Genomic DNA, 23836 nt, shown 5'->3' on the forward strand with positions numbered 1-23836 from the left:
ACCCCCCCCCCCCCCCCCCCCCCCCCCCCCCCCCCCCCCCCCCCCCCCCCCCTCCCTCCCCCCCCCCCCCCCCGCGCCCCCCCCCCCCCAGGAAGGGGCGGACATGGAAAGGGTGTGTGTGATCGGGGCGGGCTCGTCCGGGATCGCCGCCTGCCAGGTGCTCGCGGCGCGCGGGATCGCGTACGACTGCTACGAGACCGGATCCGAGGTCGGCGGCAACTGGCGCTATCTCAACGACAACGGGATGTCGTCCGCCTACCGCTCGCTGCACATCAACACCTCGCGCCAGATCATGGAGTACGCGAGCTTCCCCATGCCGGAGGACTGTCCGGTCTACCCCGGTCACTTCCACATCGCCCGGTACTTCGACGGCTTCGTGGACCACTTCGGGCTGCGGCCGTCGATCACCTTCCGCACCGAAGTGGTGCGCGTGGAACCGGTTCCCGGCGGGTCGTGGAGCGTCACGACCCGCCACCGCGACTCGGGCGGGACGGCGGAACGGATCTACGGGGCCGTCCTGGTCGCCAACGGCCATCACTGGAAGCCTCGTTGGCCGCGGCCGTCCCTGCCGGGAACCGAGGAGTTCGCCGGCACGCAGACGCACTCGCACGACTACCGGACACCGGAAGCCTTCGCCGACCGACGTGTCCTCGTCCTCGGCATCGGCAACTCGGCCTGCGACATCGCGGTGGAGACCTCACGGGTGTCCCGGCGCACGGTTCTCGCCATGCGGCGCGGCGCGCACATCCTGCCCAAGTACCTCTTCGGTGTGCCCACCGACCATCTCACGGGTTCCTGGCTGGCGAGGGCTCCGCTGTCCGTGCAGGAGCAGGGCCTGCGGCTCCTGCTGCGGCTCAGCCGGGGCCGGCTGAAGGACTACGGGCTGCCGACGCCCCGGCACCGGGTGATGGGAGCCCATCCCACCATCTCCGACGACCTGCTGTCCCGCCTCGGCCACGGTGACATCGCCGTGAGGCCCGCTCCCGTACGACTGGAGGGCCACCGGGTGACGTTCGAGGACGGGAGCACCGAGGAGATCGACGCGATCGTCTACTGCACGGGCTACGACATCGCGTTCCCGTTCCTCAAGGACGAGGTGATCGACCCGTCCGACAACGACCTCGGCCTCTACCACCGGGTGGTCGCGCCGGACCGCCCCGGCCTCTACTTCATCGGGCTCGTCCAGCCGCTCGGCGCGATCATGCCGCTCGCGGAGGCACAGTCGCACTGGGTGGCGGATCTGCTGGAGGGCCGGTGCGCGCTGCCCGGACCGGAGCGGATGCGCCAGGAGACCGAGGCGTACCGCGCGAGGCTCGCGCGCCGCTATGTCACCTCGACCCGGCACACCATCCAGGTCGACGCGCAGGCCTATCTCCGGGAACTGCGGACGGAACGGCGCAGGGGCGCGGCCCGGGTCCGAAAGCAGGCCGCCGGCCACTGAGAACCCTGCGGAGCGCAGCGGAGGAGCGGAGGGGGACGTCGCCGAGTGCGATGCCCCCTCCGCTCATGCCCGGTGGCGGTGCCGCGCTTCCGACGTGCCCGCGACGACGAAGCCGGCCCACGGGGGCCGTGCGTTCCAACGCGCCCGCAGCGCCTTCCCGTTCTCCACCCCGAACCTCGCCGTCGTCGCCGCACCTCGCCCGACGTGATCCAGATCACCCGACCTGGGTGCATAGTGGGACCCCCGCCAGCGTCTTTCCCCAGGTGTACGAAGGTGGCAAGGGCGGGGACGGTGCGGATGGAACAGGCAAGAACCGAGGGGATCGACGGCTTCGACGCGTTCGTCGCGGCCCGTTGGTCGGCGTTGTTCCATCTCGCCCGCCTGCTCTGCGCGGGTGACCGGCACCGCGCCGAGGACCTGCTCCAGGAGGCCCTGGTCAAACTCTGGTTCGTCTGGCCGAAGGTCGCCGACGAGGCGCCCGAGGCGTACGTACGGAAGGTTCTGGCCCGTGCGGCCGCCCGTTCCGCACGGCGGCGGTGGTGGGGCGAACGCCCCGTGGAGGCACTGCCGGATCTGGCGCACACCGGGGACGAGTCCGCGGCCGTGGTGGAACGGTCGCGGCTGGAGGCGGCCCTCGCCCAGCTGCCGCCCCGGCAGCGGGCGGCCGTAGTGCTGCGCTACTACCAGGATCTGCCCGAAAGGCAGGTCGCGGAGGTCCTGGGCTGCCCACTGGGCACCGCCCGTTCCCACGCGTCACGCGGTGTGGCGCGGCTGCGCCAGATCCTGGCGGATGTCATCGAGCCGGTGGGGTGAAGGAAAACATGGACCACTTCGAGCGGGAGTTGGCGCGGATGATGCGCGACGCCCAGGAACACACCCCCTTCGAGCCCGCACAGCAGAACAGCCTCCGTGCCGGCGTGCGCGTCCGCCGCCGGGTGCGCGCGGCGCAGAAGGCCGCGAGCTGCGTCCTGGCGGTCGCCGCGGTCAGCCTCGGCCTGTTCCTGCTGCCGCACACCCCCGACCGCGACATGCCGCTGGGTCCCGTACCGCGGCCCACGAACAGCCCCGGCTCCCCGTACGTCACCCCGTCACCGACCCCGTCATCGAGTGGGACTCCCACCGAGTCGGCCACCGGCATCGCCGAGAACACCGCCGGGAACACCGGCCCGCCCGACACGCCTACCACGACAGGGAGTTCGACCTCGGTGTCCTCCGGCCCCGGGGGGACAGCGACGACCAGTGCGCCCGCCTCCGCGCCGGTGACGCCCAGCGAGACCCCGTCGTACTCGTCGACGTCGAGCCTCGACCATCCGTCGTCCTCGGCCGGATCGACCAGCACCCCGTAACTCCGGCACGACCTCCGCCGGGCCGCTCCCGCGGGCCGGTTCGGCCCGGGACAGGCTCCCGCCCCCACCGCCCGGCCCGCGATACCGGCCCTGTCCGCACAGCACCCATATCCGCACCCCGTCAGCGCGGTTCGGCCGTGAGCGTCTTCGGCCTGCCTCGCGACAACGCACAGAACAGGACGAACCATGACGAAGGCATTGCGGTCCGCTCCGCCGGACTTCGAGGGCTTCGCGGACTCCGAGGACCTCGAAAGGGGACTGCCCGTGGAGCGAAAACCCGGAAACCGGCGGCCCGTTGACCGCGAACCCGCTGACCGTCCGCTCGTTGACCGGCTGCCCGTCGGCCCCCTGCCAGTCCGCCTTCCGTTGCCGGCGGACCACACGGAACCCGTCCTGGACGTGGTCGTCCCCGTGTTCAACGAGGAAGCGGACCTGGAACCGAGCGTGCGGCGCCTGCACGCCCACCTGCGCGAGACGTTCCCGTACCCGTTCCGCATCACCGTCGCCGACAACGCCAGCACCGACGCCACCCCGCGGATCGCCGCCCGGCTCGCCGCCGACCTGCCCGAGGCCACGTGGATACGGCTCGACGAGAAGGGACGCGGCCGGGCCCTGCGCACCGCGTGGTCCGGCTCGAAGGCGCCGGTGCTCGCCTATCTGGACGTTGACCTCTCCACCGAGCTGAACGCTCTCCTGCCGTTGGTCGCCCCGCTGATATCCGGGCACTCCGACATCGCCATCGGCTCGCGGCTGGCCCGCGGCTCCCGGGTGACACGGGGTCCCCGACGGGAGATCATCTCCCGTTGCTACAACGCCCTGTTGCGGTCCGCTCTCGCCGTCGGCTTCTCCGACGCGCAGTGCGGTTTCAAGGCCATCCGCCGCGATGTCGCCGAGCGCCTGCTGCCCCTGGTGGAGGACTCGGGGTGGTTCTTCGACACCGAACTGCTGGTGATCGCCGAACGCGCCGGGCTGCGTATCCATGAGGTACCGGTCGACTGGGTGGACGACCCCGACAGCCGGGTCGACCTCGTGTCCACGGCCGTGGCCGACCTTCGCGGCATCGCGAGGATCGGCCGCGCGCTGGCCCGTGGCACGCTGCCGACCGCGCGGCTCGGGCGCGACCCCGAGAGCGGGCCGCCTGCCTCACTGACGGCTCAGCTGCTGCGGTTCGGCGCCGTGGGCGCGGTGAGCACGATCGGGTACGTCCTCCTCTACGCGGCGCTGCGCCCGGTGGCGGGGCCACAGGCCGCCAACGCGTGGGCGCTGCTGGTCTGCGCCGTCGCCAACACGGCCGCGAACCGGAGGCTCACCTTCGGGCTGCGCGGCCGCGGTGGCACACTGCGCCACCAGGTCAAGGGACTTGCCGTGTTCGGCCTCGGTCTCGCGCTCACCAGCGGCTCGCTGGCCGCGCTGCACCGCTGGACGCACGGACCCGGCCGATCCACCGAGATCATGGTCCTCGTCTGCGCCAACCTGGCCGCGACGCTGCTGCGTTTCCTGCTTCTGCGCACCTGGGTGTTCAACGCCCCCGCCCAGAACGACGGCACGGAAACCGGGCCGCGATGAACAACGCCGACCCCGCGAACACCCCGGCGGAGCAGAGCAACAGGCCCCGTACGGCTGCCCGTTGGCCCACCGTCAAACAGCCGGACGACACGAGCCCGGCCCACGGCACCGGCGCGACCCACGACACCCGCACGGCGTACGGCATGTGCTCGACGCACGACATCCGCGCGCAAGGCGAGGAGGTCACCCCGCTCACCTCCGGCACGCCCGCCGTCGCCTCGGCTCGCGTCCGTGTCCGTGTCCGCGTCCGCGCCCGCGCCCGCGCCCGCGCCCGCGAGAGCTGGACTCGGCTGTGCCGGGCCTCAGGACCGCACGGTCCGGTCCTCGCGCTGTACGGCACGATGAAGCTCATCGGCTTCTGCGTCTTCATGTACCTGCTGGACTCCTCCGGAGACTTCCGCAGGAAGAACCCCCGCTTCGGGGGCGGCGCCCATGTCTGGGACGTCCTGGCCACCTGGGACGGCTGGTGGTACCAGCAGATCGCGGCGCACGGCTATCACCCCGCGCTCGTACCGGTGCCCGGTGCCACCGGCCTGATCACCCTGGAGGGCAACTCCGCGGCGTTCTTCCCGCTGTACCCCGCTCTGATGCGCCTGGTGTCGTCCTGCACCGGGCTCGGTCTGCTCGGTGCGGGTCTGGTGGTCTCCGTCGTCGCCTCGTGCGTGGCGGCACTGGCCATCTACGCCGTGACCGCCCGGATCAGCGGCCGGCGCGCCGGGCTGGCCGCCGCCGGGCTCTGGGCCGTGTGGCCCGGCTCTGGCATGGAGTGGTCCGGCTACTCGGAATCCCTGTACGTCGCCCTGGCCGCCTGGGCCTGCTACGCCGTCATGCGCCGGAACTGGCTCACCGCAGGCCTCCTGACCTGCGCCGCGGGCCTCACCCGGCCGACGGCCACCGCACTGATCGCGGCACTCACCCTCGCCGTACTCATGGAACTGCTCCGGCACAGGCACGCGGTGCGCCGTCGGGAAGACTCCCCCGCGCCGGACGGGACAAGGCGCCTGGACGCGCTCCTGCGCCCGCTGGCGGCCGTCGTGATCGCCCCTGTCGGCCTGGTCGGCTATCTCGGCTGGGTGGGCTGTCAAATGGGCGACTACGGCGGGTACTTCAAGCTGCAGGACGGCGCCTGGGCCCACACGTTCGACTACGGCCGGCACACCTTCAAGGTGTTCACGTCGCTCACGGTCGGCCACTACGACTACCTCTACGCCTTCCCCTTCGAAGACGTCATCTCCGTGGGCACCGTCCTGCTGGCCCTGATCGTGCTGCCCCTGCTGTTCCGGCTGCGCCCGCCACTGGTACTGACCGTCTACACCCTCCTGACGATCGCACTCGTCCTGGGAAGCCAGCAGATCTTCGGCAACGTCTCCCGCTACCTGCTCCCGGCCTTCCCCCTCCTCATCCCCTGCGCCACCGCCATGCGCCGGCTCAGCACGCCGGTCCTGTGCACGATCCTCACCACCGCGGCACTGGCCTCGGGCTCGTACGCCGGATACGTCCTGTTCGAAGCAGGTGTCCCGTAACCAACACCCGTACGACGCACAGCCGTCGGCCACGCGGATCACACAACGTCCCGAGAAACAAACAGCGTTGCCGCCATCGCCCCCCTCGACCACGACACGCCCGCCGGACATTCCCTGGCGCGGCGGGCGGCAGTCGCCCTCTTCGCCTCTTTGGGGGCTGGCGCCCCTCTACCAACCCATCTGAGGTTCGCCAAAGCGCAGTCCGGTGCCCTGCGGCCAATCCCGTGCGGTGTCCTCCGAGTTGCGCGTACCGATGGACAAGTACACGGCGTGCCTCCCTGGAGAAGGCACACTGTACTGAGTGGTCCATGTGCTGTTGAGACACAGCTGGACGCCACCAAGGTTGGAGCTCGGCAAGGCGCGCAGGGCCGAGAACCAGGAGATGTCGATGGAAAGGGGGCCACAGGCCGCGACGACGCCGTCGATCTCCGACTCGGTGCACTCGTCGCAGTCGCGTAGGGGAAAGGCGGAGGGCGTCTTCCCCTGCATCAGCTGGAACTGCACTCCCCGCGGCATGGGCCACAGGGACGCCAGTTCGGGTTGCAGTTCCGTCTCCACCCGGCCAACGAACGTCTCCTCGAAGCCCAAGCGGTACAGCGTCCCCCACAGTTCCTGGACGCGCGGGTCCTGGAGGTCCCGCTCGTCACACACGAACGTGCCGCAGGTGAAGTACTGCCGGGCGTAACGGAACTGCTCCCGCGTGGCTATGTCGTCGAATCCGACGCTTGGCATGTCCGGTGGCCCGGCACCGAATCGGGCGAGCAGTTGACGTGCGAACAGCAGAGCACTCCGCGCGTCCGGCAGCGGTTCCAGCACCTGGTACAGCATCGACGCGCCCATCGGCCCACCTCCCCCACCGGCACAACAGCCAGGCGGCCGCGTCAGCCCATCGGATCAAGAACCGGGTCAGCAGCCGGGCTGCGGCTCCGGGGCGTACAAGCCATGCGGAACCCTATCGGGATCAACACCGAGCAGCTTCACCATGGGAACCTAGATCTTGGGCCTGAGCATGCTTCCGGGACGGAGACTTCCCGTTTCGTCGAGTTCGTTCAGTACGGCGGACAGGCCGACACGCAGCATCTTCCGCCGGACGTGGCCCAGAATCTGGGCCATGAGGAGACCGCCGGCGCCGGTGAAGCCCGTGTGGTCGTAGGTGAACCGCGTCCCTGCCGCGTGGGGCTGGATCCGGTAGGCCACCTCGGTCGTCTCGCCGCCGCCGTGGTCGGTCCACGAGTAGCGCAGCAGTCGGGGTTCGTCGGTCTCCAGGACGACGCAGTCGACGATGCCGCTCCAGCCGGGCTTCGGCTTCGCGACGAACTGGAACGCGGTGCCCACCTCGGCGGCGAACCCTTCCGCTCGCGCACCGGCGCCCGTCGCGGTCCACAGCGGGATGAGCTCGGGGTCGGTCACGGCGCGCCAGACCTTCGCAGGCGCATGCGGGTAGTCGTCGACTATGCGGATGGCACTCATGCGAGCTCCCAAGGACGTAGGGATGACAGGGCTGCACGGATCACCACAGCGGATCAGCTCCCCGGATCAGCACCGCAAATCATTACAGCGACTAAAACTTTACAGCAGCAGTAATTATTTCGCTACTGGACTACGCTGCCGCCATGAGCACAGTGGACTGGACGGCCTGGCGCCAGCAGGCTGAGGAGCCCGAGGCCGAGGGACTGCGGGAGCGGAAGAAGCGCCTGACGCGGCAACGCCTGTCCGATACCGCGACCGAGATGTTCATGGAGCGCGGCTTCGACGCCGTCCGCGTGGCGGAGATCGCGGAGGTGTGCGGGGTTTCGGAGAAGACGGTCTTCAACTACTTCCCCACCAAGGAATCGCTCGTCCTGGACCTCGGTGAGAGCACGATGGGCGCCCTGCGCGTCGCGCTCGCCGACCCGGACCGCTCCCCGGTCGAGGCGGTACTGCGGATCCTCTCGGGCGAGCTGCGCGGCATGACCTCCTGGATCGCGGGACAGGACGACCCCGTCGAGGCCGCCGCGAAGATCAAACGCTTCGGCGCGCTGACCAGGTCCACGCCCTCGCTGCGGGCCTACCACCGCGACATGACCGACCGACTCGTCGCCGTCGCTGCCGAGGTGCTGGCCGAACGCACGCGTATGAGCCCGGACGCCCCGGAACCGCAGATCGCGGCGACCGCACTGCTCGGACTGTGGAGCATCCAGTTCCAGAGCCTGCGGAAAAACCTGGACGGGGTTCGCTCACCCGAACAGGTCCACAAGGCGGTGACCGCCGACGTCCGGCGCGCGGCCACGCTCATCGACACGGGCCTGGCCGCATTCGACGGCCTCGCGAAGCCGACCCGGCCCGCGGCCACACCGCACCCCTGAGTGGAACCATGGCGACCCGGCGGCCCATACGCAGCTCACGCGCACTGGTTTCCCACGCAGCTCACCGCACAGGTCGCCATACAGCCCCCACGTAGGTCAACCACCGTTCCACCGCCCGGCAGTTGACCTCCGGCACAACGGCCCAGGGGCGGGCGGCACACCCTGCCTCCGGCTCCCGCCGCGCGAGGCTTCATCCATCGTCATGGCGCCCCGGTATCATGGCGCCCCGGCCGAGGGCACTCAGGCGGCCCCGGCCGTTCGCGCGACGAACTGTCTACGGCTGGGTCGGAGCCGCCTGTTGCACGACCTCGAAGGACCACAGCGTGGACCCGCTCGCCGCAGGCTTGGGACGCTCGGCGCCCTGCGTGTCCCCGCCCCCGCCCTGGTGGGCGGCCTTCATGGGGCCCTCCATCCAGGCTTGGAAGGAGGCCTCGTCGCGCCAGCGGGTGTAGACGAGATAGCTGTCGGTGCCTTCGACGGGCCGGAGGAGTTCGAACCACTCGAACCCGTCGGAGCCCTCGACGGCATGGGCGCGGGAGGCGAAGCGCTTCTCCAGCGTCTCCCGCTGCTCGGCGGGTACGGCCAGTACGTTGATCTTGACTACGCTCATGACCCCATCCTGCCGCACCACGGTCGGCAGAACGGTCATGGGCCGCCCGACGCCCGGATCGGACGGCCTGCGTCACCTCGCGGAGCCCGTCGCGACGAACCCGTCTCCGATCCGCGTCAGCGACTCGCCCCTGCGCGAACGCCATGGCGACCGATCAGCAACCAGCCACCGTCAGCGTCGGTGTCGCCGGACGTCGACTCAGGGGCGCGGCCGCCGCGGCGTTCGGGTCAGCGGGCGGTGAGGAGTTGGAGCGTGTCGATGACGCGGTTGGAGAAGCCCCACTCGTTGTCGTACCAGGCGACCACCTTGATGTGCCGGCCGTCGACGCGGGTGAGGGCCGAGTCGAAGATCGACGAGGCCGGGTTGCCCGTGATGTCGGACGACACGAGTGCGTCCTGCGAGTACTCGAGAACACCGGCGAGCGGCCCCTCGGCCGCGGCACGGTAGGCCGCGAGAACCTCGTCGCGTGTCACATCGCGGGCCACGGTGGTGTTGAGCTCGACGATCGAGCCCACCGGAACCGGCACCCGGATCGAGTCGCCCGACAGCTTGCCCTCGAGGTTCGGCAGCACCAGACCGATCGCCTTGGCGGCGCCGGTGGTGGTCGGCACGATGTTGACGGCGGCGGCGCGGGCGCGGCGGGCGTCGCGGTGCGGGCCGTCCTGCAGGTTCTGTTCCTGGGTGTAGGCGTGCACCGTCGTCATGAAGCCGTGCTCGATGCCGGCGAGTTCGTCGAGCACCGCGGCCAGGGGCGCGAGCGCGTTGGTCGTGCACGAGGCGTTCGAGACGATCGTGTGCAGGGCCGGGTCGTAGGCGTCGTTGTTGACGCCGAACGCGAGCGTCACATCGGCGCCCTCCGCCGGAGCGCTGACGAGGACCTTCTTCGCACCGGCGTCGAGGTGGGCCCCGGCCGCCTTGGCCGAGGTGAAACGGCCGGTGGCCTCCAGTACGACGTCCACGGCGAGCTCGGCCCAGGGCAGTTGCCCCGGTTCACGCTCGGCCAGCACCTTGATGCGCGTGCCGTCGACGACGAGGGTGTCCCCGTCGACGGTCACCGGGCGGCCGAGCCGGCCGGCCGTCGAGTCGTAGGCGAGGAGCCGCGCGAGCGTGGCGGGCTCCGTCAGGTCGTTGACCGCGACGACTTCCAGATCGGTGTCGCGTTCGAGCAGCGCGCGCAGCACATTGCGTCCGATACGGCCAAATCCATTGATGGCGATACGAGTCATGAGTGGTGTCCCTTCGGCTCCCTCTCAGGTTCGCGCGCGGCGTCGGGCCGTGACAGCGGCGAGATGGCCAGGGTCCGCAAGGATCGCGCCACCCGTGACGGGCCGCGCGTAGGCGAGCTATTCGCCCTTGGTGAAGGTGCGCCGGTATTCGCTCGGGGTGGTGCCGAGGATCCGCTGGAAGTGCAGCCGCAGATTGGCGCCGGTGCCCAGACCCACGCCCGCGGCGATCCGCTCGACACTCCACTGCGAACGCTCCAGAAGTTCGCGGGCCATGTCGATGCGGGCCCGCATGACCCATTGCATCGGCGTGTACCCCGTGTCGTCCGCGAAGCGCCGCGAGAAGGTGCGCGGCGACACCGCCGCGTGCCCGGCGAGCAGCTCCAGGGAGAGGGGTTCGCCGAGCCGGTGCAACGCCCATTCGCGGGTGGCGGCGAATCGTTCGCCCAGCGGTTCGGGGACGCTGCGCGGCACGTACTGCGCCTGACCGCCGCTGCGGTAGGGGGCCGCGACGAGCCGCCGCGCCGCATGGTTCGACGCGGCCACTCCGAGGTCGCCGCGCAGGATGTGGAGGCACAGGTCGATGCCGGAGGCCGCGCCGGCCGACGTGAGCACGCTCCCCTCGTCGATGAAGAGGACGTTCTCGTCGACCTTGATGAGCGGGTGTTTCGCCGCCAGCGCCCGCGTGTAGTGCCAGTGCGTCGTGGCGCGCTTGCCGTCGAGCAGCCCCGTGGCGGCGAGCGCGAAGGCGCCCGTCGAGATGGCGGCGAGCCGTGCGCCCCGGTCGTGGGCCCCGATCAGCGCGTCGACCACGGCTCGCGGCGGATCCTCGCGGTCCGGAGACCGGTAGCCGGGGACGAAGACGATGTCGGCCCAGGCGAGTTGTTCGAGGCCGTGCGCGACATGGTACGACAGGCCGTCGCCGCCGGTCACGAGACCGGGTTCCGCGCCGCACACCCGTACCTCGTACGGCATGCTCGCCCGCGTTGTGAACACCTGCGCGGCAATACCGACATCGAGCGGTTTGGCACCCTCGAGCACGAGTACGGCGACGCGATGCAAGGGGGATGCTGCCACGGTGAAAAGGGTACGTGGCCGTGCGGATCGTGGCCGCGGTACGCCTTCACACAGCGGCATGTGACCCTCCGCGGTGTGTACGGCGCTGTGTTCGGCGTCCTGTGCGGCGCTGTGTGCGGCGGCTCGGTCAGAGCCAGGTGGTCCCCAGCCAGACGGCTGCCGCGGCGGCCACCAGCAGGACGATGTTGAGTCCGATCATCCGTGCCTCGCCGCGCGAGACGTGGACGGCGATTCCGCCCACCTGGATCAGGACGAGACCCGTCGCCGCGGCGACGGCGAGCCAGGGAGCGATGCCGGTGAGCGGCGGCAGGATCAGGCCCACCGCGCCGAGGACCTCCAGCGTCCCGATGAGCCGGACGACCGGCATGGGAACGCGATCGACCCACCCCATCATCGGCTGAAGCTGCTCCTGGCTCTGCAGGATCTTGATGCCTCCGGCATAGAGGTAGAACGCCGCCAGCAGCGCTGCGACGATCCAGTAGGCGACGTCCATGGGGACCCCTTGCACAATAGTTACCAGGCGTAAGTTGCCCCATGATGAGTCACTGTCGGGGGGCTTACAAAAGGCACATGGGTGTGCGCTACCTACAAGGAGCTGTCATGTCGCAGTACGAGCACACATGCATGATCCGTGGGGACGGCGGGCAGACGATCCGCGCCGTGCTCGACCGGATCTGCGACAAGTGGACGCTGCTGATCGTGACGACCCTCGAGCAGGGACGCCTGCGCTTCACCGACCTCCAGCGGCAGATACCCGGCATCTCGCAGCGGATGCTGACGCTGACCCTGCGGAACCTGGAGCGCGACGGCCTGGTGTCCCGGACGGCGTACGCGGAGGTCCCGCCCCGCGTCGAGTACGCGCTGACCCCCACCGGGCAGAGCCTCATACCGCCGGCCCTCGCGCTGGCCGGCTGGGCGATCGAGCACATCGCGGAGATCGAGGCCAGCAGGACCGCTTACGAGGACCGGGCCGGCTGACTCCGGTGGGCGGGGGCCGGCGTCGGTCTCAGCGCTGGAAGGCGGCCCCGAGCAGTGCGCCGGTGACGGGCGCGGCGAGGGCGTGGGGTCCGTAGCTCACCGCTCCGGTCGCGGTGATGCCCGCGGCGGTGCCCGGGAAGACCCAGACGCCCCCGGAACCGCTGTTCTCCTTCGGCGCCGAGACGACGACGTACCCGCCGACGACGGCGGTACGGCTGCCGAACGCGTCCCCGTTCTCCGCCGTACCGGGCACCCCGGCGGTGTTCTGGCTGAAGACCTGGACCGCTGTCCCGGAGAGGCCCGTCCGGCTCCCCCGGAGCACGGCGAAGGTACCGGCGTCGGTCCGCCCGGCATGGTCCTCGCCTGGCACCCCGACCACGACGTCGGCGTAACCGTCGCCGGTGACGTCACCGACGGAGACGTCGGTGCCGAAGCGGTCGCCGCTCTCCCCCGTGCCGGGGACGCCGGGCGTGTCCTGGCCGATCAGGGTGGCCCGCGGCGCGAACCCGCTCGCCGTGCCCCGCACCTCCCCCACGAGACCGCCGCCCGGTGCCGTACTGCGGCCGAAGACGACGTCCTGGCGGCCGTCGTGGTCGATGTCGCCGAGGGCGATGCTGTCCGCGGACACGGTGTCGGGGGCGGCGATGAGCGGTCCTGCCACCAGACCGTCCCTCGTACCTCGCAGCAGTCGCAGGCGGGGAGGCGGGACCCTCCCTCCGTCGTCCGAGTCCCACGAACCGCTGCTCACGACAAGGTCGGTCGTGCCGTCGCCGTCCACATCACCCGCCGCCATCGCGTAGACACGGACGTCCAGGTCCACGAGGGGTCCGGTGCGGGCCGCGGCTCCGGTGCGGCTGATGGGCCCGTACCGCGTCTCGTACGCCGTCGCCAGGTCCAGGTGCCCGTCCCCGTCGAAGTCACCGGCCCGGGTCGCCGCCCTGCCCTCACCGACGATGGCGGCGGTGGCGAGCCCGCCCACGCTTCCCCACAGAACCGTCTGCCGCCCGACGTCACGCGCGCTGCCGACGTCCTCGCCGGGAGATCCGACGACGAGGTCGGTGTATCCGTCACCGTCCAGGTCGGCAGCCGTGAGATCGCTGCCGAAGTGGTCACCCGCCTCCGCCGTGCCGGGGATTCCGTAGCGGTTCTGGCTGACCAACTGGCGCTTGACGCCGTCGGGGCCGTTGCCCATGCCGTAGACGACGGCGAAGTACCCTGCCCCCGCCCTGCCGTTGACGGTGCCGCCAGGGGCGCCGACCGCCACGTCGAGGTATCCGTCACCGTCGAAGTCCGCGCGCACGGACCCCGGCGCGGCGGCTGCGAGGGCACCCGCCGAGGCGTCCCGCGGGTGGGCCACGGCGGGGGCCGCCCCTGTGGCGGACAGGACGACGGCGGCCGCGGCGGCGACGGGCAGGCGGAGCTTTCGCGAGGGCAAGGCAGACCCCTTGGGACGGGACGATGAGCGCTCGACCGGGCTTCTCGACGCCCGCTGACCCACAAGACCCGTGCAGGACACCAAAGGTTGTACGCCGTCACTTCACCTCGGATTCACCGCGACGCGACCGACTGGTGGTGCGACAGCCTGGCGAAGCCGCTCCCTCCTCCTGCCGTCGGACCCTACCGACCGGCACCCCTCGCGCCGACTACGCCCGGCACGGCCGCGACACCGGACCCGCCGAGGTCGCCCACCACCTCCTTCTCGCGGGAGACCACACCGCCATCCCGGTGACCACGTGGTGCGCCTGCCGCACGGCGCTCCTGACACCAGGAAGGTTGAATCCGCGAGCGGCGCGGTCGTGGCAGCGGGTATCAGGGCGGAGCGGTGGACAGGAATTCGAGGAGGAGCCGGCGAGAGGGACTCCGCGCCACCATGCGATCGCTCCTGACCTCGGCGATCCTCGTCACCGGCTATTACCGGCTCCCGCTCGACTCGGCCTTCACCCCGGGCACGGTCCTCGCGCTCGTCGGCGGCATCGTGGCGGTGGCGCTGCTGCTGGCCTGGCAGATCCGCGAGATCACCCGGGCGTCGCGGCCCGAGTTGCGCGCCATGGAGGCGCTGGCGACCACCGCCCCGCTCTACCTGCTCCTCTTCGCGACGGTCTACTACCTGATGGAGCACAGCGCGGCGAGCAGCTTCAGCGAGTCACTGACGCGGACCGACTCCCTGTACTTCACCATGACGGTCTTCAGCACCGTCGGCTTCGGGGACATCACTCCGCACAGCGAAACAGCCCGGCTCCTGGTCACGGGGCAGATGGCGGTGAACCTGCTGTTGATCGGTGTGGCCGCCCGGCTGCTCGTGTCGGCGGTCCAGCAAGGAAGACGCCAGCGGAACCCGTCAGGGCCTGGGACCGAGAGCAACAGGCCCCCGGATGAACGGTGATCCCGGGACCGTGTCCAGCGCTCTCCCTCAACTCCCGCCCTCGGCCGCGGCCTCCGCCTCGATCTCCTCCTCGGCCACGGCGATCGCGATGCCGAACGCCGCGGCGATGTTGCCCGCTGCCGTCATGACACGGGCCGTACCCACGATGGGGGCGATGGCCACCAGGACGTCCTGCACCGCGGCCATGGTCAGATCGGCCTTGATGGCGGGGTCGATGTGCGCGAGGTAGGAGATGGGCGGCGCGTCCGAGGCCGCGAGGGCCGCGATACGGGTGAGGAGGAGCTGGTCCGTGGGCAGTCCGCACCGCTCGATGGAGTCGACGGTCATGGCGGCGATGGTGTCCAGGACAGGGGTTTCGGATGCTGTGGTCATGGCTGCCGGCCTCCTGATGCGCTGACGGGGGCGCTGGAAGCGGCAGGAATCACTGTCCGCGGGCGCCACTCTGTGCGTCAACCGTAGGTGTATTTCGGGCAGGGCGCGCGCGGAGCCCGGCGGGTCCCGCAGCGCCCGTCCTGAAGCCCGCTGGCCCCACTGGCGGGTCGCCACCCTCGGTCAGGGCAGGCTCTGTTGTTCGCCGGCGTCCGACACTTCTCGGCTCCGGATCGGACCGGTTCCGGATCGGACCGGTTCCGGATCGGACCGGTTCCGGATCGGACCGGTTCCGGATCGGACCGGTTCCGGATCGGACCGGTTCCGGACTTCGGCCGTCCGTCGGTGGCCGACGGACCCGGGGGCGAGTTCGGGCGGCGGCCGGAACTCGCCCCCGGGTCCGCGTGAGCCCCGGTCAGCCGCCGACGTAGGCCGCGAGGTGTTCGCCGGTGAGGGTGGCGCGGGCGGCCACGAGGTCGGCCGGAGTGCCCTCGAACACGAGCCGGCCGCCGTCGTGACCGGCTCCGGGGCCGAGGTCGATGATCCAGTCGGCGTGCGCCATGACCGCCTGGTGGTGCTCGACGACGATGACCGACTTGCCCGAGTCGACGATCCGGTCGAGAAGGCCGAGCAACTGCTCGACGTCGGCGAGGTGCAGGCCGGTGGTCGGCTCGTCGAGGACGTAGACGCCGCCCTTGTCGCCGAGGTGCGTGGCGAGCTTGAGCCGCTGTCGCTCGCCGCCGGACAGCGTGGTGAGCGGCTGTCCGAGGGTGAGGTAGCCGAGCCCGACATCGGCGAGCCGCCCGAGGATGCGCTGCGCGGCCGGCGTGTGCGCCTCACCGGCACCGAAGAACTCCCCGGCCTCGTCCACCGACATCGCCAGCACCTCGCTGATGTCACGGCCGCCGAGGTGGTACTCCAGGACCGACGCGTCGAACCGCTTGCCCTCGCAGTCCTCACAGGTGGTGGCGACGCCGGCCATCATCGCCAGGTCCGTGTAGATGACGCCCGCGCCGTTGCAGGTGGGGCAGGCACCCTCGGAGTTGGCGCTGAACAGCGCCGGCTTCACGTCGTTGGCCTTCGCGAAGGCCTTGCGGATCGGGTCGAGCACACCGGTGTACGTCGCCGGGTTGCTCCGCCGCGAACCACGGATCGGCGCCTGGTCGACCGACACCACACCCTCGCCGGCCGGGATGGACCCGTGCACGAGCGAGCTCTTGCCAGAGCCGGCGACGCCGGTGACGACGACCAGCATCCCGAGCGGGATGTCGACGTCGACATCGCGCAGGTTGTTGGCCGACGCGCCGCGGATCTCCAGCGTGCCGGTGGGCTTGCGCAGCGTCTCCTTGACGGAGGCCCGGTCGTCGAAGTGGCGGCCGGTGACCGTGCCGCCGGTCCGCAGTTCCTCGACGGTGCCCTCGAAGCAGACGGAACCGCCGCCCGTACCGGCGCCGGGCCCGAGGTCGACGACGTGGTCGGCGATCACGATCGTCTCCGGCTTGTGCTCCACGACGAGCACCGTGTTGCCCTTGTCGCGCAGCCGCAGCAGCAGGTCGTTCATCCGCTGGATGTCATGGGGGTGCAGGCCCGCCGTGGGCTCGTCGAAGACATAGGTGACGTCGGTGAGCGAGGAGCCGAGGTGGCGGATCATCTTGACGCGCTGCGCCTCGCCGCCGGACAGCGTGCCGGCCGGCCGGTCCAGGGCGAGGTAGCCGAGGCCGATCTCCACGAACGAGTCGAGGGTCTGCTGGAGCGCGGAGAGCAGCGGTGCCACCGAGGGCTCGTCAAGACCGCGGATCCATTCGGCCAGGTCGCTGATCTGCATCCCGCAGGCGTCGGCGATGCTGATCCGCTTGATCTTCGAGGAACGGGCGCCCTCGCTGAGCCGGGTGCCGTCGCACTCGGGGCAGGTGGTGAAGGCGACGGCCCGGTCCACGAACGCCCGGATGTGCGGCTGCATCGCCTCCTTGTCCTTGGAGAGCATCGACTTCTGGATCCGCGGGATCAGACCCTCGTAGGTCATGTTGATGCCCGCGATCTTCATCCTGACCGGCTCGTGGTGGAGGAAGTCGTGCAGTTCCTTCTTCGTGTACTCGCGGATCGGCTTGTCCGGGTCGACGAAGCCCGACTCCTTGTAGAGGCGCATGTTCCAGCCGTCCGAGCCGTAGCCGGGGATGGTGATCGCGCCGTCGTTGAGCGACCTGGAGTCGTCGTAGAGCTGGGTGAGGTCGATGTCGGAGACCGCGCCCCGGCCTTCGCAGCGCACGCACATGCCGCCGGTGCGGTTGAAGGTCGCCTTCACCGCCTTCTTGGCACCGCGCTCGACGGTGATGGCACCGCTCGCCTTGACCGAGGGGACGTTGAAGGCGTACGCGCTGGGCGGGCCGATGTGCGGCTTGCCGAGCCTGCTGAACAGGATGCGCAGCATCGCGTTGGCGTCGGTGGCCGTGCCGACCGTGGAGCGCGGGTCGGCACCCATCCGCTGCTGGTCGACGATGATCGCGGTGGTCAGGCCTTCGAGGACGTCGACCTCGGGCCGCGCGAGCGTGGGCATGAAGCCCTGCACGAAGCTGCTGTAGGTCTCGTTGATCAGCCGCTGCGACTCGGCGGCGATCGTGTCGAACACCAGCGAGCTCTTGCCCGAGCCGGACACGCCGGTGAACACCGTCAGCCGGCGCTTCGGGATCTCGATGCTGACGTCCTTGAGATTGTTCTCCCGCGCGCCGAGCACGCGGATCAGATCGTGGCTGTCGGCACCATGCGGCGCGGGCGGCTGCGGGTCCGTCCTCGTGGCCTTGCTCATCGTGTCTCCATCTGTCGGGCGGGGTCGCCTTCACGGTCTCCGCCTGCATCGCCTGCCTCGATCCAACCAGCTTCGCGCGGTGCCGGGTCACCGTTCGCCGACTGCGTCCGCGCGGTCGTGGCCACCGTCCACGGCGTACGTCGCCGTCGGTGCCGGCCGACGTGAGGTGACGGTGTCCCTGCGCCACGCTAGGTGAGGCCCGGCCGCCGGCGCTTCTCGAATCCTGACCGGTCCGGTCCCCCGCTGTCGGTCCGGTCACGTGCCGTCTGGGGAACTGTCCGGTCCGGGGTGAGAATCGGAGGGTGACCATGCCATCCGAGACTCCGTCCATGTCAGGTCAGACTCAGTGCGGCAACCGCGCTCGCAGCCCGTTGCGCGCGTTTCTGCGCACGGAGACCGGCAGCGCCGCGGTACTGCTCGCCGCCGCCCTGGTGGCGCTGGCCTGGGCCAACATCGGTCCCGACTCGTACGAGACGGTGTGGGGCACCGAACTGTCGGTCCGTATCGGGTCGGGCGGAGTGTCGCTGGATCTGCGCGAGTGGGTGAACAGCGGCCTGATGACGCTGTTCTTCTTCGTCGTCGGCCTGGAGGCGCGCCGCGAGTTCGACCTGGGCGAGCTGCGGGAACGCCGCCGGGTCACCCTGCCGCTGCTGGCGGGACTCAGCGGCATGATCGTCCCCGTCGTCGTGTACCTCGCCATCACCTCGGGCCATGGTTCCGCGGCGCACGGCTGGGGTGCCGCCATGTCGACCGACACGGCCTTCGCCCTGGGCATGCTGGCCGTCTTCGGCTCACGACTGCCCACCAATCTCCGCGTCTTCATGCTCACCGTCGCCGTGGTGGACGACTTCCTGGCGCTGGCCGTCATCGTCGTCGCCTACAGCGACACCATCTCGCTGCCCGCGCTGCTGACGGCACTCGGCCTGTTCGTGGTCGTCCTGCTGCTGCGGCGCACCATCGGCGCACGGATTCCGTCCCTGTACGGCGTGCTGGGCGTGGCCATCTGGGTGGCGCTCCTGAAGTCGGGCATCGACCCGGTGGTGACGGGTCTCGCGATGGGCATGCTGACGTACGCGTACGCGGCGGAGCGCAGCGATCTGGAACACGCCAGCCGGCTGTTCCGGCGTTTCCGCGAGCAGCCGACCCCGGAGCTGGAGCGCACGGTGCGGCGCGGTCTCGCCTCGACGCTCTCCCCGAACGAGCGGCTCCAGCAGATGTTCCATCCCTGGACCAGTTACGTGATCGTGCCGCTGTTCGCCCTCGCCAACGCCGGAATCACCTTGAGCGCCGGTCAACTCGCCGACGCCTTCACCTCGCCGATCACCCTCGGCATCCTCTTCGGATACCTGCTGGGCAAGCCCGTCGGCATCATCGGCGGCACCTGGCTCACCACGCGCGCCGCCCGAGGGCGTCTCCACCCGCCCGTGGGCTGGGGCGCCATCACGGCCGGGGGCACGCTGGCCGGTGTGGGTTTCACCGTGGCGCTGCTGATCACGTCGCTGGCCTTCACCGGCGACCGTCTGGCGCAGGCGAAGGTCGGCATTCTGGCCGCGGTCGCGTGCTCGTTCCTCCTCACCTGGGTCGTCACCCTGGTGATCGGTGCTCTCACCGCGCGTTCCCGCGCGCGGGCGCTCCTCGGCACCGGTCAGAGCATCGTGGACCTCAGTGAACCCGTCGATGTGGAACGCGACCATGTGCGCGGGCCGCTCGACGCGCCCGTGACCCTTGTCGAGTACGGCGACTTCGAGTGTCCCTACTGCGGTCTGGCCGAGTCCGTGGTGCGCGAACTGCTCGCCGACTTCGGTGACGTCCGCTATGTATGGCGCCATCTTCCGCTCACCGACGTGCACCCCAACGCCCAGCTCGCCGCGCAGGCCTCCGAGGCCGCGGCCCGGCAGAACCGCTACTGGGAGATGCACGACCTCCTCATGGGACACCAGGGCGACCTGGGCCCGAGGGACCTGTTCCGGTACGCCGCTCGCCTCAGCCTCGACAGTGGCCGCTTCCGCGAGGACCTGAGGGACGGCGCGGGCGCGGCCCGGGTGGCCATGGACGTCGAGTCGGCGGACCTCAGCGGTGTTTCGGGCACGCCGACGTTCTTCGTCAACGGCCGCCGTCACTACGGCGCCTACGACATCGTCTCGCTGACAGCGGCCGTACGCGCCGCGCGCCAGCGGGCGACACTCACGGGAGCGGGCCAGGAGACCTGAGGCCCGCGCGCGGGACACCGCGGGAGGAGTGCGCGGTGGCGGTTCAGGTCGCGCGGGCTCGCAGGCGGCGCAGCATACGGGCGTCCTCGAAGCCCACCGCGCGTGCGGCGGCGTCGACGGTGACGCCGTGGCTGATGAGGTGCTCGGCTCGCTCCAGGCGCAGGGCCTGCTGATAGCGCAGCGGTGTGAGGCCGTCGGTCGCGCGGGTGAAGAGACGGGTGAGGGTGCGTTCGCTGACGCCCACGGCCGCGGCCAGTTCCGGCAGGGGGACCGGCCGGTCGAAGCGGGCGTCGAGCAGGTCCTGCGCGCGGTGCACGGTGTCGTCCAGGTGGGACCGGTACCGGAGCATCGCGCTGGCCTGGGGTTCGTGGCCGTTGCGTCGGGCGTAGACCACCATGTCCCGCGCCACCTGCGCGCCCGTCGCCGGGCCGTGCCGGGTGGCGATCAGGTGCAGGGCGAGATCGATCCCGCTGGCGATGCCCGCCGAGGTGACCACCCGGTCGTCCTCGGTGTACAGGACATCGCGGACCACGGCCGCCCGCGGGTAGCGGCGGGCGAGATCGTCCTGGACGTCGTGGTGCGTGGTGCAGCGGCGGCCGTCGAGCAGTCCGGCCCGGCCGAGCGCGTCGGCTCCCGCGCAGACACTGGCGACGGTGCCGCCCCTCGCGTGGTGTTCCCGGAGGACCCGGAGACTGGTTTCACCGATGGGAGGGCCGTCGGTGAGGGTGAGCGCCCGCCAGCCGGGCACGACGATCAGGTCCTCGGGGCCCAGCTCGGGCCAGTCGATCCGGGTCACCAGTGGCAGCCCCTGAGCGCTGGGGATCCGCGGCTGCTCGGCGACGTAGTCGAGGGTGTACGGGTGCCCGAAGTCGGAGGCCGTGGAGAAGACCTGCGCGGGGCCGGCCAGGTCCAGCAGATGGACTCCGGGCACCAGGAAGAAGACGATGTGACTCACGATCCGGTCATCATGCCCGAGACGCGGCCGAGGTCTCAAGATCGTCGACCGTGGCGATGGTGGCGAAGCGCCCGGCCAGGGCGTACTCGGTGCGCCTGATGACCTCCTCGGCGCTGAGGGTGCGGGGATCCGCGAGCAGTTCGGCCACGCTCTGGTCCGCGGGCGCGTCCCGGTGCGGGATGGGGTTGGTCGCGGTGGCGTCGGAGACGAAGGTGACCTGGTAGCCGAGGTCGCTCGCGAGGCGGGCGGTGGTCTCCACGCACTGCTCGGTGCGGATTCCGCAGACGGTGAGTTCGCGGACACCGCGTTCGGTGAGGAGCTGCTGCAGGTTGGTGGTGGTGAAGGCGTTGTGCGAGGTCTTGTGGATCAGCAGTTCGCCGTCCTGGCGCCGGAGCTCCTCCATGAGCCGGACATGGCCGAGGGCGGGGTCGAACACGCCGCCGCTGCCGGGCTCCGAGTGCAGCACCCACACCACCGTGTCACCGGCGCTGCGGGCGAGGCCGACCAGGCGGTCGACCTGGTGGGTGATCTTCGGGTTGGAGATGGTCTCCCACAGGGGGCGGGCGCGGAAGGATTCCTGGACATCGATGACGATCAGTGCTCGGGTCATGCCTCCACTCTGACCGGCGCGCACACCACGGGGACAGACCTCATCGAGTCCGGCTGCGGACCGATCCGGTCACGTCGGAAGCCGGTCCGGCGAAGGCACCGTGATCCTGGCGGCTCGGGCCAGGACGCGGGCCGTGCGCTGTCCTGCCGGCAGGACGTGTTCGGCCGTGGCGGCACGACAGGCACCGACCAGACGGGAACGGAACGACCTAGCAGGCCAGCATCTTCTGAATGGCCTGCCGCGTCACGCCGAGTTCCCGCGCGATGTCCGCCTGGGACACCCCCTGGTCGATGAGGCCCTGCATCAACTCACGCCTCTCGACGGCGAACTGCCGGGCCAGGCGTGCGTGATGGATGGCCTGCTCGCGTACCTCCTTGATACGGCTGAGAGTTGGCTGATGCGCGGAGAGGTCCTTCGTGTTCGCCATATCCACAGACTGACAACCCCTCGTTGTCGCGTCAACCCCCCGTTGTCACACTCGGGAGTGACACCCCTGGCCCCCAGGGGAACACATCCAGCCATAGTCGGCCATGGGGGTCGCAGACATGAAACGCACCCGCCCAACTCCCCCGAGTTAATTGATTGTTGGGGTTCAAGCACTATGCAAGGAGGGTCGCGATGCCGATCATTCTTGTCATGAACCTGCTGCCCGATGGGCGGGTCGCAGCCTCATGGAGGTGTGGGATGCACCGAAGACTCGCCACCGGCCTTGCCGCCTCGGCCATGGCACTGGCAACCATCACGGCGACCGCTACAGCCGCTAGCGCCGCCCCTGCCGACAAGCCCCAGGTCCTGTCCAGTTGGACCCAGACCAGCGCGTCGAGCTACAACACCTGGGTCGCCGCCCGCGCGAACCAGGCCGCCTGGTCAGCGTATGCCTTCGACTGGTCCACCGACTACTGTTCCGACTCGCCGGACAACCCGTTCGGCTTCCCCTTCGCCACCTCATGTGCCCGCCACGACTTCGGCTACCGCAACTACAAGGCCGCCGGCACCTTCGACGCCAACAAGTCGCGTCTCGACAGCGGCCTTTACGCGGACCTCGAGCGGGTCTGCGCCAATTACAGTGGCGCGACGAAGGTCTCCTGCGACAGCACCGCTTGGACCTACTACCAGGCGGTCAAGGCCTTCGGCTGACCCTCCGCCCCTACACAGGAAGCGCCGTACAGCGCGCGGGCAGTACGTGGCATGTGTCCCGCTCGCGCCCTGGTTGATTCGAGCCAACTGCGTTCCAGTTAAACATTGATGATGGCTTGTCAGTCCTTGGGCCCCCATCACGACGGGCGATGCCTGCCCGGTCTACAGATCGACCCCTGCCACCCGCCCCGCACCCACCAGCCGTGCCCTCGTCCACTGTGCGTTCACCGGACCGAAGGGGAGCACATCACGGCTGCGGGGACGCGGGTCGGGTGGCGTGGGCCGTCGTATCGACGCGGCGGCACAGGACTCGACCGGACCGGAGGACTCCGGCTCCTCTCCGCAGGGTCCGGTCGGAGGGAGTGCGCGCCTTCGGCGTCACCACCATGACGGCCCGGTCGTCGTGCGCATCGGCGGACTGGAGTCGTACGCCTCAGCTGACTGGACAGCGGGGAACACATCGAGATGCTCCCCGCGTACCGGCTCGCCCCGCGGACCCCGCACACCACCTGCCCTCCGCGAGCGATCCGACCCACGTTCCGGCCTCCGCGGGCGGCCCGGTTTCGACGGTCGCGTCTGCGGCGGCGCGGGCACCGGCGAGGGCGCGCCGTCCGTGAGGCGGTTTCGACCGGGCGGACCCAGAATGAGTGGGACGGCCTCGTACCCGGCCGTCGAGCCGTCTCGGGGCGGTCGATCGGGACCGTTGGCCCGACGGTCTCCGCCCCTTGAGGCCCGGGACTTGCGAGCGCGCGGGTGGTTGAGCGATGAAGACGGACGAGCCGGCATCCACGGCCGACGAGAGCAGCGCACCGCAGGGAACGAGTGACGCCCCCGCTCCGCCCGCGGGCGCTCCTCCGACGGCGGCCCCAGCGGCTCACCAGGCTGTCCGCCAGGACGAGGCGGTCGCCCTCCGTCGCCTGAGCGCGAGACTGAAGGCCGCGTACCCCTCGGTCGACCCGTCCGTCGTGGATGAAGTGGTCGCGACGGCCCGCGGTTCGTTCCAGCAGGCGAAGGTCAGGACATACGTCCCGATTCTGGTCGAACGCCGGGTCCGGGCGCTGCTCGGCGCCCACCATGAGGTGACCTCCCGCGCTTCGACGGCCGTCGGCGACGCGACCGCCGAGCGGCAGGCACCGGCCAGGACGGCGGAGCGGCAGGACGAAGGCCCGGGACGCTCTTCCCTGCTCGGCCGGTGGATACCCGCCAGGCTCCGGCCCGCACCCGCGTCCGATCTGGGCCGTGCCGGTGAGCCCTCATGAC

At 70.5% G+C, this 23836-nt stretch carries 23 protein-coding genes; 11 read left to right on the forward strand and 12 right to left on the reverse strand.

Annotated features, from left to right (window positions below; genetic code table 11):
- Positions 1-103: 103 nt before the first annotated feature.
- From ACZ6KY_RS21445 to ACZ6KY_RS21465, 5 genes are all read left to right on the forward strand, one after another.
- Positions 104-1441 (forward strand): NAD(P)-binding domain-containing protein, encoded by a 1338-nt coding sequence (locus ACZ6KY_RS21445; RefSeq protein WP_469311876.1) that lies wholly within the window; start codon positions 104-106, stop codon positions 1439-1441.
- Positions 1442-1738: 297 nt separating this feature from the next.
- On the forward strand, positions 1739-2254 hold the full coding sequence (locus ACZ6KY_RS21450; RefSeq protein ID WP_469311877.1) for a SigE family RNA polymerase sigma factor: 516 nt from the start codon (positions 1739-1741) through the stop codon (positions 2252-2254).
- Between the two features lie 8 nt (positions 2255-2262).
- Positions 2263-2787 carry a hypothetical protein gene (locus ACZ6KY_RS21455; RefSeq protein ID WP_469311878.1) on the forward strand — a complete coding sequence of 175 codons (525 nt, stop codon included), beginning with the start codon at positions 2263-2265 and terminating at the stop codon, positions 2785-2787.
- Positions 2788-2973: 186 nt separating this feature from the next.
- Complete coding sequence (locus ACZ6KY_RS21460; RefSeq protein WP_469311879.1) at positions 2974-4353, forward strand: bifunctional glycosyltransferase family 2/GtrA family protein; 1380 nt, start codon at positions 2974-2976, stop codon at positions 4351-4353.
- Positions 4354-4694: 341 nt separating this feature from the next.
- Positions 4695-5876, forward strand: coding sequence for a hypothetical protein (locus ACZ6KY_RS21465; RefSeq protein WP_469312045.1), 1182 nt, complete (start codon positions 4695-4697; stop codon positions 5874-5876).
- A gap of 168 nt (positions 5877-6044) precedes the next feature.
- Here the strand turns inward: ACZ6KY_RS21465 and ACZ6KY_RS21470 are convergent, their stop codons facing one another.
- Both ACZ6KY_RS21470 and ACZ6KY_RS21475 read right to left on the reverse strand, forming a co-directional pair.
- Positions 6045-6716, reverse strand: coding sequence for a hypothetical protein (locus ACZ6KY_RS21470; protein ID WP_469311880.1), 672 nt, complete (start codon positions 6714-6716; stop codon positions 6045-6047).
- A 150-nt stretch (positions 6717-6866) separates the two neighbouring features.
- Entirely contained in the window at positions 6867-7346 is a 480-nt protein-coding gene (locus ACZ6KY_RS21475) for an SRPBCC family protein (protein WP_469311881.1), read from the reverse strand.
- 143 nt (positions 7347-7489) lie between these two features.
- Here ACZ6KY_RS21475 and ACZ6KY_RS21480 point away from each other — a divergent pair, with 143 nt between their 5' ends.
- Positions 7490-8221: a TetR family transcriptional regulator gene (locus ACZ6KY_RS21480; RefSeq protein ID WP_469311882.1), complete on the forward strand. Its 732-nt coding sequence runs from the start codon at positions 7490-7492 to the stop codon at positions 8219-8221.
- 274 nt (positions 8222-8495) lie between these two features.
- On the opposite strand, the gene ACZ6KY_RS21485 is transcribed toward ACZ6KY_RS21480, so the two are convergent.
- The 4 genes from ACZ6KY_RS21485 to ACZ6KY_RS21500 all read right to left on the reverse strand — a co-directional run bounded on the left by ACZ6KY_RS21485 (position 8496) and on the right by ACZ6KY_RS21500 (position 11624).
- Entirely contained in the window at positions 8496-8831 is a 336-nt protein-coding gene (locus ACZ6KY_RS21485; protein WP_469311883.1) for an antibiotic biosynthesis monooxygenase family protein, read from the reverse strand.
- Positions 8832-9058: 227 nt separating this feature from the next.
- On the reverse strand, positions 9059-10057 hold the full coding sequence (gene gap / locus ACZ6KY_RS21490; protein ID WP_469311884.1) for a type I glyceraldehyde-3-phosphate dehydrogenase: 999 nt from the start codon (positions 10055-10057) through the stop codon (positions 9059-9061).
- 117 nt (positions 10058-10174) lie between these two features.
- Positions 10175-11131: a GlxA family transcriptional regulator gene (locus ACZ6KY_RS21495; protein ID WP_469311885.1), complete on the reverse strand. Its 957-nt coding sequence runs from the start codon at positions 11129-11131 to the stop codon at positions 10175-10177.
- Positions 11132-11258: 127 nt separating this feature from the next.
- On the reverse strand, positions 11259-11624 hold the full coding sequence (locus tag ACZ6KY_RS21500) for a DoxX family protein (protein ID WP_469311886.1): 366 nt from the start codon (positions 11622-11624) through the stop codon (positions 11259-11261).
- A gap of 107 nt (positions 11625-11731) precedes the next feature.
- Here ACZ6KY_RS21500 and ACZ6KY_RS21505 point away from each other — a divergent pair, with 107 nt between their 5' ends.
- The gene (locus tag ACZ6KY_RS21505) at positions 11732-12109 is read left to right on the forward strand and encodes a winged helix-turn-helix transcriptional regulator (protein WP_469311887.1); all 378 of its coding nucleotides are present in this window, start codon (positions 11732-11734) and stop codon (positions 12107-12109) included.
- A gap of 28 nt (positions 12110-12137) precedes the next feature.
- Here the strand turns inward: ACZ6KY_RS21505 and ACZ6KY_RS21510 are convergent, their stop codons facing one another.
- A complete protein-coding gene (locus ACZ6KY_RS21510) occupies positions 12138-13544 on the reverse strand; it encodes an FG-GAP-like repeat-containing protein (RefSeq protein WP_469311888.1) in 1407 nt (468 codons plus the stop codon).
- Positions 13545-13979: 435 nt separating this feature from the next.
- Between ACZ6KY_RS21510 and ACZ6KY_RS21515 the strand changes: the two genes are divergently transcribed.
- On the forward strand, positions 13980-14492 hold the full coding sequence (locus ACZ6KY_RS21515; RefSeq protein WP_469311889.1) for a potassium channel family protein: 513 nt from the start codon (positions 13980-13982) through the stop codon (positions 14490-14492).
- A 27-nt stretch (positions 14493-14519) separates the two neighbouring features.
- Here the strand turns inward: ACZ6KY_RS21515 and ACZ6KY_RS21520 are convergent, their stop codons facing one another.
- Positions 14520-14864: a carboxymuconolactone decarboxylase gene (locus ACZ6KY_RS21520; RefSeq protein ID WP_469311890.1), complete on the reverse strand. Its 345-nt coding sequence runs from the start codon at positions 14862-14864 to the stop codon at positions 14520-14522.
- A 412-nt stretch (positions 14865-15276) separates the two neighbouring features.
- Positions 15277-17664, reverse strand: coding sequence for an ATP-binding cassette domain-containing protein (locus ACZ6KY_RS21525; protein WP_469311891.1), 2388 nt, complete (start codon positions 17662-17664; stop codon positions 15277-15279).
- A 308-nt stretch (positions 17665-17972) separates the two neighbouring features.
- Between ACZ6KY_RS21525 and nhaA the strand changes: the two genes are divergently transcribed.
- A complete protein-coding gene (gene nhaA / locus ACZ6KY_RS21530) occupies positions 17973-19874 on the forward strand; it encodes a Na+/H+ antiporter NhaA (protein ID WP_469312046.1) in 1902 nt (633 codons plus the stop codon).
- A 43-nt stretch (positions 19875-19917) separates the two neighbouring features.
- On the opposite strand, the gene ACZ6KY_RS21535 is transcribed toward nhaA, so the two are convergent.
- From ACZ6KY_RS21535 to ACZ6KY_RS21545, 3 genes are all read right to left on the reverse strand, one after another.
- Entirely contained in the window at positions 19918-20829 is a 912-nt protein-coding gene (locus ACZ6KY_RS21535; protein WP_469311892.1) for a GlxA family transcriptional regulator, read from the reverse strand.
- Positions 20830-20839: 10 nt separating this feature from the next.
- Complete coding sequence (locus ACZ6KY_RS21540) at positions 20840-21439, reverse strand: isochorismatase family protein (protein ID WP_469311893.1); 600 nt, start codon at positions 21437-21439, stop codon at positions 20840-20842.
- A 208-nt stretch (positions 21440-21647) separates the two neighbouring features.
- Positions 21648-21866, reverse strand: coding sequence for a hypothetical protein (locus tag ACZ6KY_RS21545; RefSeq protein ID WP_469311894.1), 219 nt, complete (start codon positions 21864-21866; stop codon positions 21648-21650).
- Positions 21867-22123: 257 nt separating this feature from the next.
- Between ACZ6KY_RS21545 and ACZ6KY_RS21550 the strand changes: the two genes are divergently transcribed.
- Positions 22124-22576, forward strand: coding sequence for a phospholipase (locus tag ACZ6KY_RS21550; protein WP_469311895.1), 453 nt, complete (start codon positions 22124-22126; stop codon positions 22574-22576).
- 764 nt (positions 22577-23340) lie between these two features.
- Entirely contained in the window at positions 23341-23835 is a 495-nt protein-coding gene (locus ACZ6KY_RS21555; RefSeq protein ID WP_469311896.1) for a three-helix bundle dimerization domain-containing protein, read from the forward strand.
- Position 23836: the final 1 nt, after the last annotated feature.

The sequence above is a fragment of the Streptomyces sp. NPDC042002 genome (assembly GCF_055588305.1).